Here is a 13,647-nt window from a genome sequence, read left to right on the forward strand (position 1 = left end):
GGCTTGAAAAAGGAAAAAACCTGGTAGTTGAATTGCTCTAGTAACCTTGGCGTGCACCTCACCCCCTAGCCCCCTCTCCTTGGGGAGAGGGGGAACTAGTTCTAGAATCTAGTCTAGAGTTAGATGCTAGTTCCCCCTCTCCCTAAGGAGAGGGGGCCAGGGGGTGAGGTCTGCGCAGACCTCACCCCACCATCGTCTCCCAGAGCAGAAACACGTTGAGCAGAATAATCAGCCCCACCACCGCCCAGGAGGCTACGCGCACCCAGGGCCGGTTCACAAACACGCCCATCTTGAGCTTGTCATTCGTAAAAAGCACCAGCGGCACCACCGCAAACGAGAGCTGCAGCGACAGCACTACCTGGCTGAAAACCAGTAGCTGGCCCGTACCCTTTTCGCCGTAGAGAATGGCCACCACCAGCGCCGGCACCACGGCCACCAGCCGCGTAATGAGCCGCCGCACCCAGGGCTTGAGCCGCAGGTTGAGGAAGCCTTCCATCACAATCTGGCCGGCCAGGGTGCCGGTAAGCGTCGAGCTTTGGCCCGAGGCCAGCAGGGCGATGGCAAACAGCGCACTGGCCGCGCCCGCGCCCAGCACCGGCGTCAGGAGCTTGTGGGCATCGGCAATGTCGGCCACGTCTTCGTGGCCCTTGCCGTGGAAGGCGGCAGCGGCCGTAACCAGGATGGCCGCGTTGATGAAAAAAGCCAGGAACAGCGCCACCGTGCTGTCGATAGTAGCAAACTTGACGGCCTGGCGCTTGCCGGCCTCGGTAGGCTCTATCTGGCGCACCTGCACAATGCTGCTGTGCAGGTACAGGTTGTGCGGCATCACGGTGGCGCCCAGAATGCCGATGGCCACGTAGAGCATGGCCGGGTTGGTCACTACTTCGAGCTGCGGCACCAGGCCCCGGGCCAGGCCTAGCCAGTTGGGGTGCGAGGCCACAATCTCGTACACGAAGCAGGCAAATATCAAGAAGATAAGCCCGGCCACCAGGCTCTCAATCACCCGAAAGCCTTTGTTTTGCATCAGCAGCACCAGCAGCACATCGAGCGTGGTGATGGCCACGCCCCAGGGCAGCGGCAGCCCGAACAGCAGGTTCAGGGCAATGGCCGAGCCGATGACTTCGGCCAAATCGCAGGCCGCAATGGCGATTTCGCAGAGCACCCACAGCGCCACGGCCACGGGCTTGGAGTAGTGGTCGCGGCAGGCCTGGGCCAGGTCGCGGCCGGTTACGATGCCCAGCTTGGCGGCCAGGTGCTGCAAGAGCATGGCAAACAAGTTGGAAATCAGCACCACGCTCAGCAGCGTGTAGCCGAAGCGCGCGCCGCCGGCCAGGTCGGTGGCCCAGTTGCCGGGGTCCATGTAGCCCACGGCCACCAGCAGCCCCGGCCCCCAGTAGGCCCGGAAGCGCTGCCAGAACGTGGCGCCCGGCCCCGGCATCGGAATACTGGCGTGCACTTCGCTGAGCGAGGTGCCCCGGCGGGCGTGCCGCCAGCCCGGCTCGGGCGCCTCGGGAGCGATGACAGGAGCAGCAGTAGAGGTAGCAGTAGGTAGCAATGCGTTGCGAATCAAGAACTGAAACAAAGGTAGCAGGATTTTTAGGCTAGCCTAAAAATATTTTTAAACTACCCTAAATACTGTTTTTTCGGCAAAAAAGTTGCCTTGCGTACAGTGAGATTTCACCCGCCAGATAATAAATCCATCGGGCGGCTGGCCGGCGAAAGCTTACCCTAGCGCCGGAACTCCGCCAGGGCGTGCCGACCTTTGCAGGCCCTAGCCTCGTTTCTATGTCTGCTTCTCCCGGCCTCAAGCGCCGCCTGGGCCTGCTTTCCCTCGTGGTGAGCATCGTCTTGGTACTCACCAAGTTTTACGCCTACCGCCTCACCCGCTCGCAGGTGGTGCTGACGGATGCGCTCGAAAGCATCATCAACGTATTCACCAGCGGCTTTGCGCTGTATAGCCTTTACCTGGCCGACCAGCCCAAGGACGAAAACCACCCCTACGGCCACGGCAAGGTCGAATACCTGAGCATTGGCTTCGAGGGCGCGCTCATTATCAGCGCGGGGGCGTTCATCCTGTTTGATGCTACGCGCTCGCTGCTGCACCCGCACCCGGTGGCGCGGCCCGACTTTGGGGTGCTGCTGCTGGCGGGCACGGCGCTGGTCAATTTTGGGCTGGGGCTATGGCTGGTGCGGGCCGGGCGGCGGGTGCAGTCGGTGGCGCTGGTGGGCGATGGCAAGCACCTCTACCTCGATGCCCTCACGAGCATCGTGGCCTCGGCGGTGCTGGTGCTGGTGCATTTCACGGGCTTCATGCGCCTGGACGGCGGCGCGGCGCTGGCGCTGGGGGCGTTTATTCTCTACAACGGCTACCAGCTGGTGCGCAGCGCCGTGGGCGGCCTCATGGATGAGAGCGACCTCACCACCGTGGCCGAGGTTATTGCCGAGTTGCAGCGCCTGCGCCGCCCCTGCTGGATAGACGTGCACAACCTGCGCGTGCAGCGCTACGGCGCCAACCTGCACATCGACTGCCACATGCAGATGCCCTACTACTATTCGCTGGAGCGCATTCACACCGAAATCCACGAGGTAGAGGAGCTTATCCGGGCCCGCTTCGCGGCCGTGGAGGTCGAGATGTTTGTGCACGCCGACCCGTGCTCGTTTGCGGCCTGCTCGCTGTGCCACATGCCCGACTGCCCGGTGCGCCGCCACCCCTTCGAGCGCGAAATTGTGTGGGATATTCACAACGCCGTGAAGGACGAGCGCCACCACCTGGGCATGAGCAGCGAGCAGATACCGGGGAGGAGCTGATTGCGCCCTGTTATTTCGCCGGGCTGGTCCACTTGCTGTCTTTCAGGCGAAAGCGCCAGGGCAGCGCTACTGCCTCTTCGCCCGCGTACTCCAGGCCCACGCGGGAGCTAGCCAGCACGTTGGCGTCGGGCACGACCTCACCGGCATCTTCTATCCAGATGCGCGGGCCAGTGAGCGGCTCGCCATTGAGGGCGGGCGAGAGGCCGAGCGCCTGGCTGAGCACGCCGGGGCCGGCGGTGAGGTTGCGGGCCGCCGTGGCCAGGCCCCGGCGGCGCAGCATAACCTCCACGCCCGCGAGCGGCTCAATGGCCCGGATGAGCACGGTATCGGGGTGCGCGGCGTCGTGGGTAATAATATTGAAGAGCGTGTGCACGCGGTACACGGTGTAGAGGTAGGCGTGGCCGCCGGGCTGGTAAAGCGCCTGCGCCTGCCTGGCCTTGCGCTGCAAATGCAGGGTCAGGCTAGGGTCGCCCTCGTGCCGGTAAGCCTCGGTTTCGACGATGCGGCCGCCGGTCAGCTCGCCATCAAGCAGGGTAAAAACGTGCTTACCGAGCAGCTCGCGGGCGATGGCTAGCACGTCGGGGCGCTGGTAAAAGGCGAGCGGCAGCACGTGCTTATGAACATCAAAGTCATCTGTCATTGCGAGCGTAGCGAAGTGGAGCGCGGCAATCCTTCCTTAGGGACTGAGAGCAGTGCTCCCTAGCAACAAGGAAAGATTGCCGCGCTCCACTTCGCTACGCTCGCAAGGACAAACGGTTTTTCCTGCCGTACTTTTGCCCCCGCCACGGTGACCGGACTCCTACCCACGGAGCGAGGTTGAAAAGGGAATTCGGTTAGAAGCCGAAGCTGTCCCCGCAACTGTACGCGCTACATCGGGGTGGGCACCCCACGCCACTGCCAGCCTGGCTTATCATCTTGATAACCAGGCAGCGGGAAGGCCGCCCACCCGGCAGCGCAAGCCAGGAGACCTGCCAGGGCACTCACAGGTTCAGCGCTCGCGGAGGACGGGCGGAGAACGGAAGCACTCTGCCTGCCTTGCCCTAGCGGCGGGGCTGGCGCGGTGGTTTCGGCCTCAGCCCCGGCGCGGTTTTCGGCTTCGGCCAAAAATTTCGACAGGGTTTTGGACTGAATTTTCGCTTGAAAATTTAGTTCGTGTTGGTTTTCAACCTTTTTGCCAAAGTATTTTCTCGCCCAACGGGCGGGCGGCTGGCCGGTGCCCTGGCGGCGCTGCTGGCCGCTAGCCCCGCCGCGCCCGCCCAGGTGCGCCCCCCCGACACGCTTACCACCCGCGCCCACCGGCTGCCCGAAGCGCAGGTGCGGGCCGTGCGCCCGAGCCGCTTTGCGGTGGGCACCACGCAGTGGGCCGTCGATTCGCTGGCCCTGAGCCAGTACCGCACCGGCACCGTGGCCGACGTGCTGCAAGCCCGCACCCCCGCCTACGTCAAAAACTACGGGCCGGGGCAGCTGGCGTCCATCAGCCTGCGGGGCACGGCGGCGCGCCACACGGCCGTGCTCTGGAACGGCTTCAACATCAACCTGCCCACGCTGGGCGAGGCCGATTTCAACCTTTTGCCCCTCAACGGCTTGCGCGAGGTGGTGGTGCAGCCCGGGCCGGCCGCCGCGCTCTACGGCAACGGCGCCATCGGCGGCACCGTGCTGCTCGACACGGGGGCCGATTTCAGGCCTGGCCCGCTGCGGGCCACCGTGCAGGGCGACCTCGGCGCCTGGGGCCTGCGCGGCAGCAGCGCCACCGTGCAGGCGGCCGGCGGCCGGGTGGCCGTGCGCGCCGCCGCCAGCTACCGCCAGGCCGCCAATAACTACCCCTACCTCAACCCCGAGTTTACGGGCCTCGTGCGGCGCTACGCCGAAAACGCTGCCCTGCTGCACCAGTGGAGCCTGAGCCAGGACGTGGCCCTGCGCCTGGGCGCGGCCGGCGAACTCACGGCCGGCGCCTGGCTTACCGATGCCGACCGGCAGATTCAGATTGCGGCGGGCGCGGCCAACGACCACGCCCGCGAGCGCGACCAGAGCCGCCGCCTGCTGCTGGGCTACCGCCGGGTGCTGGCCGGCGGCGGCCAGTGGGCGGTGCGCACGGCGTGGTTCGACGACGTGCTGAACTACACCTCCGACCAGGTGGCGCGCAGCAACTCGGACGTGAAAACCACCCAGGCGCAGGGCGAGTACACACGCCCGCTGGGCCGCCGCGCCACCTTGCGGCTTGGGGCTGAGGCCCAGCATTTTGCCGCTGGGGCAGATGGCTACGGCGGGGCCATTAGCGAGAACCGGGGGGCCGCGTTTGCCCTGTTGCGCCTCGACCCGCGGCCGGGCCTGCGCCTGACGGGCAACCTGCGCCAGGCGCTGCTGCCGGCGGGGCTAGCCCCCCTTACGCCCACCGTGGGGGCCGAGTGGGATGTTTTTTCGCGCCCGCCGCTAGCCCCCGATTCTGTTCATCCTGCCTTTCAGCCACTTAGCCACACGCTTACCGCCAAGGCCAACCTGGCCCGCACCTACCGTGCCCCTACCCTGAATGAGCGCTACTGGCAGCCCGGCGGCAACCCCGGTCTGCGCCCCGAAAACGGCGTGGGCGGCGAGGCCGGCCTGCGCTACCAGCGTCCGCTGGGCCGCGCCACGGCCTTCACCGGCGAGCTAACGGCCTACTCGCAAACCGTGAACGAGTGGGTGCAGTGGCTGCCCAACGACCGCGGCATCTATACTCCGCGCAACCTGCGCCAGGTGCGCAGCCAGGGCCTCGAAGCAGCGCTGGGCCTGCGCTACGGCCGGGGCCGCTACGGGCTGCACGGCCGCGCCAGCTACGCCCTTACCTCGACCCAGAAAACCCAGGGCGCTGCCGATGACCCCGACCCCACCGGCCGGCAGTTGGCCTTTGTGCCGCTGCATCAGCTAGCCCTCAGCCTCGACCAGACGCTCGGCGCCTGGCAGCTGGGTACTACGCTGGGCCGCACCGGCCTAGTGTATACCGACAACTCGGGCACGAGCTACCTGCCGGCCTTCTGGCCGCTGGCGGCCACGGCCGGCTACACCCTGCGCGGCGCGGGGCCGCTGGCCTTCACGGTGCTGGTGCAGGGCACCAACTTACTTAATAGCAGCTACTACACTTACTCGGCGCGGCCGGCCCCGCCGCGCGCGCTGCAAGCCAGCCTGCGCGTGGGCTGGCGCTAGGGCTGGCAGTGGCCTTACCTCGGCATTTTCAATTACCCTTTTCTTTTTCTGGAATGAAAAACCTGTTTTCTACTTGCTTTCGGCCGGCGCTGGCACTGGCTTTCAGTGCGTTATTGCTGGCTAGCTGCGAATCGAAGAATACCGACGTGACCCCTACGCCCACCGGCACGGGCTCCAACGTGTACATCACCAACGAAGGCGCCTATGGCAAATCGACGGCCTCCGTTACGTTTTTTGATAAGAACACGAAGGCCGTGACGGCCGACATTTTCCAAACCGCTAATGGCCGGGCGCTCGGCGATGTGGCGCAGTCGATGAGCGTGTACAACAACACCGGCTACGTGGTGGTGAACAACAGCAACAAGGTGGAGGTCGTGTCGCTGCCCAGCTTTAAGTCGGTAGCTACCATCAGCAACCTGGTGCAGCCGCGCTACCTGGTGAGCACCTCCGCCGGCAAGGGCTACGTGACGGAGTGGCTGAGCAGCACGGCCGGCCGCGTCTCCATCATCGACCTGACTACCAACACCGTAACGGGCACCCTGCCCACCGGCCGCTACCCCGAAAAGCCGCTGAGCTTCAACGGCCTGGTATACGTGCCTAACTCGGACGAAAACACGCTGACCGTGATTGACCCGGCCCAGGGCAAGGTTACGAATACCATTACGGTGAGCGACGGGCCCAGCAGCCTGGCCGCCGATAAGAGCGGCAACATCTGGGTGCTGTGCGGCGGCATTACCAAGTACGACCCGGTCACGTATGCCGTTATCTCATCTACGCCGGGGGCGCTCATTCGCTTTGCGCCCGGCACGCCCACGGTGCAAACCAAGCTGCCCTTCGCCGCAGGCTCGCCCAGCAAGCTGCGCAGCAGCCCGGCCGGCGACCAGCTATACTACACGCTCGGCAAGAGCGAGTACCGCCTGGATGTGACGGCCAGCAGCCTGCCCGCTACGCCCTTCATCAGCCGGCGCTTTTCGGCGCTCACGGCCTTCTACGGCTTCGATATCGACCCCAAGGACAACACAATTTACGTGTCGGACGCCTCGTTTTCGGGGGCTAGCAAGCTCATTCGCTACAACGCCAATGGCACCCGCCTCGACTCGGTTGATACCGGCATCGGGTCCAACGGCGCGGTATTTTACTAGCCCGCTTTTCGCGCCAATAAAAAAAGCCGCCCGAGTTGGGCGGCTTTTTTATTTTTCATTGTCAGCGTTTTAGTCAGCAATACCGTCGTGGTTGCGGTCAATGGCGCGGTCGGCGGCTTTGTAGAGCTGCTTGCCGGTGGGGCGGTGGGTGGTATCGCGGGCCAGGCCGGCGGCGGCCGAGTCGGCGCCGGCATTGGCGGGCGCCGTATTCGGGACCATCTTTTTGGTCGAGCCAAGCTCCACGTTGGTATCGCCGGCCTTGGTGCCGGTGTTGCAGGCGGCGAGGGGCAGGGCCAGCGTGGCGAGGAGGCCGAGCAGGCGGTAGGTGCGCGTCATAACAGGGAAAGAATGAGTGCCGCGTAGCGGCCGGTGAGAAAGGATAGGCAAGGTAATTCGCAAAGCGACCCCGCCCGCTAGTACCGCAAAAAGCCGGTGCGGGTTGCTGCCGCCCGGGCCGGCGGGCGCAGTTGCCGCGGCGGCGGTAAATTTGCCCCCGATGGCCCGCTCCGCTCCTGCTTCTTTTCTTTCGCGCCTGCGCTTGCGCCTGGCGGCCTACCGCTGGCGGCGGGTGGGTATGCTGGCCGGCATTAGCTTTGTACTCAGTAGTAGCCTGATACTGTACCTGTTCGGCGCAGGCGACCGTTTTTTTGGGCGCCTTGGTGCAGCCTTTTTCATCGGATTTTGCCTGTTATCCGTTACTTTTCTGGCCGTAATTCCGTTTATTGGCTGGGCCACCACCCACTGGTTTGGCAAAAGCTGGTCGGGAGCGGCTAGCCCGGCGCCCCTGCGGCGGGCCAGCGCGCCCACCCGCCGGCCGCCGGCCCCGCGTCGTTCCACTTCATTACCTTAATTTCTATCCGTGAAAACCAATCTGCTGCATATCAAGAACATGGTTTGCCCGCGCTGCGTCGAGGCGGTTCAGAACTTGCTGGTGAAGGCCGGCTATGAGCCCACCAAGGTGACCCTGGGCCAGGCCCAGCTAGCCCCCGGCACGCCCGTTGACCCCCGCGTGGTGGCCCCGCTGCTGCGCGAAGCCGGCTTCGACGTGCTGCTCGACCGCGCCGAGCAGCTCACCGAGCAGATTAAATCGGTATTGCAGGATTACCTGGAACACCTGCGCACGGCCCCGGCCCCGCTCACGACCTCGGCTTTTCTGGCCGACCGCTTCGCTACCACCTACTCGCACCTGAGCAAGGTATTTTCGCGCACCGCGAACCTGACTATTGAGAAGTACCTCATTCGCATGAAGATAGAGCGCGTGAAGGAGCTGCTCAGCTACGGCGAGATGACGCTGGTGCAGATTGCCGACCAGCTGCGCTACAGCTCGGGCCAGCACCTGAGCAACCAGTTTCGGCAGGTGACGGGCCGCTCGGTGAGCGAGTTTCGCCGCATGTTGCAGCCCGACCGCCTTTCGATGGATGCGCTGGCCTAAGCATTGGCTTGCATTATAAAAAAAGGCCCTGCTTACGTAAGCAGGGCCTTTTTTTCTGCGCTTTTAAGACGGCTAGGCCGCGTAGGCCTTGCAAGCCTCCAGGCACGCCTGGCAGGCCTGGGCACACTGCTGGCAATGGTCGTGCTGGTGCTGGGCGCACGTGTCGTAGCACTTCTGGCAAATCTCGATGCACTCCTTGATAATGTGCTTGGCATGGGGCGAGTTGCGGGCGATGAAAGCGGCCGTGAGCCGACAGATATCGGCGCAGTCGCGGTCGGTGCGAATGCAGGGCACCATCATTTTTACGTCGTCTTCGCCCAGGCAGGCATCGGCGCAGTATTCGCAGGCGGCCACGCAGCGGGCCAGGACATCGAGCAGGGAGCGGTAATCGGCGGGAGCGTTTTTCATAAAAGAAAAGAGTAAGTAGGCGGTGGCCTCCGTGGCCAGGGCAGGCTTCTTGTACGGAGTGGGCTAGCCCGGTGGCGGTGTAAGGTGCGGGCCGGGCGCGTGTAAAATCCGGGGCTAGCCGGGCGCTTGCCCGAATTTTGCACCTCCCCTGCCCTAACCTTGCCGGGCGAGCGGGCCACTGCGGGCGCCGTTTTACCGTTAGATGAGCAGTTGATTAACTGCGTCTTCTTATGAAAAAAGCTACTTACCTGGTTGCGTTGGCTAGCGCCCTGGCCGCTAGCCCCACCCTGGCCCAGCACGAGCACCACGCCATGCCCGGCATGGCCATGCCCACCAAAGCTGCGCCGCCCGACACTGCCCACCGCGCCAAAGCGCCTCTAGCCAAACCTGCTGCTGCCGATACCAGCCACGCGCACCACATGGCCGGCATGGACATGGACGGCGGCATGGAGATGGCGATGCCCGGCATGAGCCACGCCTACTCGCGCCACCTGCCCATGAGCCGCAACGGCTCGGGCACGGCCTGGCAGCCCGACCAAACGCCCATGTACATGTGGATGCAGCACAAAGGCCCCTGGATGCTGATGTACCACGGTGCCGCCTTTGGGCGCTACACGAGCCAGAATTTCAACCACGACGGCAAGCGCGGGCAGGCCAATACCGTGGATGGCCCCAATTGGTTTATGACCATGGCCCAGCGCCGGGTAGGCGAGCGCGGGTTGCTGAACCTGAGCCTGATGATGAGCCTGGATGCGCTGACGGAAACGCGCGGTGGCTACCCGCTGCTGTTTCAAACCGGCGAATCGTATAAAGGCCAGCCGCTCATTGATAAGCAGCACCCGCACGACCTGTTTTCGGGGCTGAGCGTGGCCTACACACACGCCTTTTCGGAGGACGTGGACCTGACGGCTTACCTCGGCTACCCCGGCGAGCCGGCCATTGGGCCCACCGCGTTTATGCACCGCTTGTCGGCCATGCCGAACCCCGATGCGCCGCTTTCGCACCACTGGACCGATGCCACGCACATCACCTTCGGGGTGGCTACGCTGGGGCTGCGCTACAAGCAGTTTAAGCTGGAAGGCAGCAACTTCACGGGCCGCGAGCCCGACCAGTACCGCTTCGATTTTGACCGGCCCCGGGCCGACTCCTGGGCTGCCCGCCTCAACTGGAACCCCACCCGCACGCTAGCCCTGCAGGTGAGCCGCGCCTTCATCAAAAGCCCCGAAGACCTGCACCCCGACGAGAACGTGACCCGCACCACGGCCTCGGTGCTGCACAGCTACAGTTGGGGCGAGCGGCACTACATCGCTTCTTCGCTCGTGTGGGGCATGAATGAGGGCCACGCGGCCCACGCCGAGCACGCCGTGCTGGCCGAAACCAACCTCACGCTGGGCCGCCCCACCTTCTACGGCCGCTACGAGTGGGTGCAAAAGGACAGCGAAGAGCTGAATTTTTACGCCTCCGGCCCCAACGACCAGTTGCTAGCCCTCACGTTCAACATCCATGCCCTCACGCTGGGCAGCAGCTACCGCCTGGCCAGCGTGGGCGGCCCCCGCGGCCCCGAGCTAAGCTTGGGCGGCCAGCTTACGGGCTATTTCATTCCGCAAACCTTGCAGGCCGACCGCTACGGCCTGGGCTACGTGGGGCCGGGCTACGGCCGCCTGCCGCTCTCGGCCTCGGTGTACGTGCGCCTGACGGCGCCCTGGATGCGGGCCATGTAGCTTTGGGCGAGCTGCTCAAAATCGCTGTCGCTGCCAGGGGTTCTTCAACGAAATCTGGCGCTAACTGCCCCGCCGGGCACCTCAGCCCACAATAACAACGCTTCCGATAGCGGATTCACGTCGAGGTCGACCAGCCGCACGCCGTAGCGCAACTCGTTGTGTTCCAGAATTTCGCGGCTACCCAGGCCGACGACACGCCGCAGGCGCTGGGCATTGCGCCAGTCGTGCAGCGCCACCGCGTCGGCCAGGGCGAAGGCCGTGGCCGGGATGCCGTAGCCCAGCATGAGCGGGCCGCTGTCTACATCGCCCACGCCCGTGTCGTAGCGCCCCGGCTGCTCGCGGTACAGGCGCAGCACGCCCAGGTTAGTGCTGTGGGCCGCCTGGTAGCGCTGGTACTGCTGCCGGGCAAAAGTTGAATCGAACCGGGCCAGAAACCAGATACTCCAGCCCAGGTGGGAGCCCCGCGGCGCCTCGGCCGGCTGCCCCACAGTATCTATCATCGAGGCTAGCAGCCCCGTGGCGGGGGCGAGCCACTCGCGCCGGGCCCGCGCTACCCAGCGCGCCCCGGCCCAATGGTATGGGCTGCCTGTGAGGCTGGTATGCAGGGCCAGCGAAGCCAGGGCCACCGTATTGTCGGGCACCCAGTACCGGCCTGGATACGAGGCGAGGTTGCCGGCCGGCGCGGCTTGCAACTGCCGGTACAGGCGGGCCGACAGCGAGTCGTGCAGCGTGCAGTAAGGAGTACCAGGCTCCAGCTGCCGCAGGTAGCCTAGCATCAGGTTGAGATGGCCCAGGTAAAGCACCGAGCCGGGCAGGGAATAGCCGGCCAGTTGGCTGTCGCCCAGGCTGTGGTAGGGCTGCTGCATGGGCGCGGTAAGCGCCACCGCCACGGCCTGGCGCATGGTGCGGGCCGCTTCGGGGCCTAGCGCCGGCTGTTGCGCGGCCAGGTTGGCCAGCGCATAGGTGCTGAACGACAGCGTAAACAAGCCCCATTCAGGGTTCAGCGCCGTTAGCTTACCCAGCGTGGTGGCGGGGGCCGCGCCTTCGGCAATCACACGCTCCAGGTAGTTCAGCCGCAGCCGCACCTCGGCGCGGGCGGGCGGCTGGTAGGTGGGCCAGCTGTAGCCGAGGCTGATAACGAGCCCTAGCAGCACAAGCAGCCGGCCCCAACGCACGCGCCCAATCCAGTGGCTTTTTTGGTTCATCGGGCCTTTGGGATAAAGCGCAATATCACCTAAAAACCCCTGCGCTTGGGAAAACGCAGGGGTTTAGTAGCGAGAATAACGCTTTACACCAGGCCCTGGGCGGCCAGGTACTCGGCAATCTGCACGGCGTTGGTGGCGGCACCTTTGCGCAGGTTGTCGGCTACTACCCACATATTGAGGGTGTTGGGCTGGGTTTCGTCGCGGCGCAGGCGGCCCACCAGCACGGCGTCGCGGCCGTGGCTGTCTTTGGGCATGGGGTAGCTGTTCTGGCTAGGGTCGTCTACCAGTTCCACGCCTTCGGTATTGCGCAGGATATCGCGCACTTCCTCAAGGTCAAAATCGTGGGCAAACTCGATGTTTACCGACTCGGAGTGGCCGCCCATCACGGGCACGCGCACGCAGGTGGCCGTGACGCGGATGCTGTCATCGCCCATTATCTTCTTCGTCTCGTTCACCATTTTCAGCTCCTCCTTGGTGTAGCCGTTGGGCTGAAACACGTCGATGTGCGGCAGCACGTTCAGGTCGATGGCGTGGGCGTAGGCGGGGTTGCTGGCGACCTGCCCGGCACGCTCCTCCATCAGCTGGTCGACGGCTTTTTTGCCGGTGCCGGTTACGCTTTGGTACGTGCTGATGACGAGGCGCTTGGCCTGGTACTTCTTGTGCAAGTCGTTGAGGGCCACTACCAACTGAATGGTCGAGCAGTTGGGGTTGGCGATAATTTTATCGTCTTTCGTAAGCACCGCGGCGTTCACTTCGGGTACCACCAGCTTCTTGCTGGGGTCCATGCGCCAGGCCGACGAGTTGTCGACCACCACGGTGCCCACCTCGGCAAACCTGGGCGCAAATTCGAGCGACACGCCGCCGCCCGCCGAGAAAATGGCGATGGCCGGGCGCGCCGCAATGGCGGCTTCCATGCTCACCACCGGGTAGTCGGTACCCCGGAAGTGCACGAGGCTGCCTACCGATTTGGCCGAGGCCACGGGCAGCAGTTCGGTAACCGGAAACTGGCGCTCGGCCAGCACTTTCAGCATTTCGGTGCCCACCAGCCCGGTGGCACCCACAACGGCAATTTTCATTCTAAATACAGTTAGTCAGCGCGTTAAATACCCGGCCCCGTCCCAGCCGGCATGGGCAAATGTCGGGATAAAATTGCGTAGCCAACGAGCCGCCGGGCCTTGAAATCCGCACTAGCAGCCCCGACCGCCAGAAAATGAAAAATATTCGCTGGGCCCGCCAGCCGAAATCGCCCGTTAGCCGTTGAGACCTGAGGGCCGTTGTGCAATGCCGGGCCCGGCACCGCCGGCGGCCTTTGCCAACTACTTCTCCCACTTTCTTCTTCCCAAACCACGCTGTCACTTATGCCCATCAACCCAAAAACCAAGGGGCTAGCCCACGTAGCGCTGCGCACCACCGACTTTGGCCGCGCCAAAGCGTTTTACCACGATTTGCTAGGCCTGCCGATTGCGCTCGAAACCCCCGAAATACTGGGTTTTCTGGTGGGTTCCACGTTCATCGGCTTCAAGCAGGCGGCGCCTACCTACCCCGGCGGCGGCACCTTCACGCCCTTCAACGTGGGCCTCGACCACATCGCCATTGCCTGCGAAGACGAAGCGGAGCTACACCGCGTGGCCGACGCCCTCCAGGCGGCCGGCGTCGAAAATACTGGCATCAAGCAGGACACCGTGGGCCCTATGAAGTACGTGGCCTTCAAAGACCCCGACCGCATTTCCTGGGAGTTTTACATGGTGTAA

Annotated in this window: 13 protein-coding genes and 1 riboswitch; of the genes, 7 read left to right on the plus strand and 6 right to left on the minus strand. The window is 64.4% G+C overall.

Going from position 1 to position 13,647, the window contains the following annotated elements:
- Window positions 1-181: 181 nt before the first annotated feature.
- On the minus strand, window positions 182-1,519 hold the full coding sequence (locus Q5H89_RS03810; protein ID WP_305018454.1) for an Nramp family divalent metal transporter: 1,338 nt from the start codon (window positions 1,517-1,519) through the stop codon (window positions 182-184).
- Window positions 1,520-1,785: 266 nt separating this feature from the next.
- Between Q5H89_RS03810 and Q5H89_RS03815 the strand changes: the two genes are divergently transcribed.
- Window positions 1,786-2,808: a cation diffusion facilitator family transporter gene (locus tag Q5H89_RS03815; protein ID WP_305017973.1), complete on the plus strand. Its 1,023-nt coding sequence runs from the start codon at window positions 1,786-1,788 to the stop codon at window positions 2,806-2,808.
- Window positions 2,809-2,818: 10 nt separating this feature from the next.
- Here the strand turns inward: Q5H89_RS03815 and Q5H89_RS03820 are convergent, their stop codons facing one another.
- On the minus strand, window positions 2,819-3,448 hold the full coding sequence (locus Q5H89_RS03820) for a DNA-3-methyladenine glycosylase (RefSeq protein WP_305017974.1): 630 nt from the start codon (window positions 3,446-3,448) through the stop codon (window positions 2,819-2,821).
- 128 nt (window positions 3,449-3,576) lie between these two features.
- Window positions 3,577-3,798, plus strand: a riboswitch (cobalamin riboswitch).
- A gap of 162 nt (window positions 3,799-3,960) precedes the next feature.
- Between Q5H89_RS03820 and Q5H89_RS03825 the strand changes: the two genes are divergently transcribed.
- Window positions 3,961-5,988, plus strand: coding sequence for a TonB-dependent receptor plug domain-containing protein (locus tag Q5H89_RS03825; protein WP_305017975.1), 2,028 nt, complete (start codon window positions 3,961-3,963; stop codon window positions 5,986-5,988).
- A gap of 53 nt (window positions 5,989-6,041) precedes the next feature.
- Window positions 6,042-7,130, plus strand: coding sequence for a YncE family protein (locus Q5H89_RS03830; RefSeq protein ID WP_305017976.1), 1,089 nt, complete (start codon window positions 6,042-6,044; stop codon window positions 7,128-7,130).
- Window positions 7,131-7,199: 69 nt separating this feature from the next.
- On the opposite strand, the gene Q5H89_RS03835 is transcribed toward Q5H89_RS03830, so the two are convergent.
- Complete coding sequence (locus Q5H89_RS03835) at window positions 7,200-7,466, minus strand: hypothetical protein (RefSeq protein ID WP_305017977.1); 267 nt, start codon at window positions 7,464-7,466, stop codon at window positions 7,200-7,202.
- 160 nt (window positions 7,467-7,626) lie between these two features.
- Between Q5H89_RS03835 and Q5H89_RS03840 the strand changes: the two genes are divergently transcribed.
- Together Q5H89_RS03840 and Q5H89_RS03845 are read left to right on the plus strand one after the other, a co-directional pair.
- The gene (locus Q5H89_RS03840) at window positions 7,627-7,980 is read left to right on the plus strand and encodes a hypothetical protein (RefSeq protein ID WP_305017978.1); all 354 of its coding nucleotides are present in this window, start codon (window positions 7,627-7,629) and stop codon (window positions 7,978-7,980) included.
- Between the two features lie 9 nt (window positions 7,981-7,989).
- Window positions 7,990-8,562, plus strand: a complete 573-nt coding sequence (locus Q5H89_RS03845; protein ID WP_305017979.1) for a helix-turn-helix domain-containing protein — start codon at window positions 7,990-7,992, stop codon at window positions 8,560-8,562.
- A gap of 72 nt (window positions 8,563-8,634) precedes the next feature.
- On the opposite strand, the gene Q5H89_RS03850 is transcribed toward Q5H89_RS03845, so the two are convergent.
- On the minus strand, window positions 8,635-8,970 hold the full coding sequence (locus Q5H89_RS03850) for a four-helix bundle copper-binding protein (RefSeq protein ID WP_305017980.1): 336 nt from the start codon (window positions 8,968-8,970) through the stop codon (window positions 8,635-8,637).
- Window positions 8,971-9,200: 230 nt separating this feature from the next.
- On the opposite strand from Q5H89_RS03850, the gene Q5H89_RS03855 reads away from it, so the two are divergent.
- Window positions 9,201-10,691: a hypothetical protein gene (locus tag Q5H89_RS03855; protein WP_305017981.1), complete on the plus strand. Its 1,491-nt coding sequence runs from the start codon at window positions 9,201-9,203 to the stop codon at window positions 10,689-10,691.
- A 44-nt stretch (window positions 10,692-10,735) separates the two neighbouring features.
- Here the strand turns inward: Q5H89_RS03855 and Q5H89_RS03860 are convergent, their stop codons facing one another.
- Window positions 10,736-11,896, minus strand: a complete 1,161-nt coding sequence (locus Q5H89_RS03860) for a hypothetical protein (RefSeq protein WP_305017982.1) — start codon at window positions 11,894-11,896, stop codon at window positions 10,736-10,738.
- 83 nt (window positions 11,897-11,979) lie between these two features.
- Window positions 11,980-12,972 (minus strand): aspartate-semialdehyde dehydrogenase, encoded by a 993-nt coding sequence (locus tag Q5H89_RS03865; protein WP_305017983.1) that lies wholly within the window; start codon window positions 12,970-12,972, stop codon window positions 11,980-11,982.
- A 282-nt stretch (window positions 12,973-13,254) separates the two neighbouring features.
- Between Q5H89_RS03865 and Q5H89_RS03870 the strand changes: the two genes are divergently transcribed.
- A complete protein-coding gene (locus tag Q5H89_RS03870) occupies window positions 13,255-13,647 on the plus strand; it encodes a VOC family protein (protein ID WP_305017984.1) in 393 nt (130 codons plus the stop codon).

It is taken from the genome of Hymenobacter cheonanensis (assembly GCF_030581075.1).
In the GTDB taxonomy this organism is placed as follows: Bacteria; Bacteroidota; Bacteroidia; order Cytophagales; family Hymenobacteraceae; genus Hymenobacter.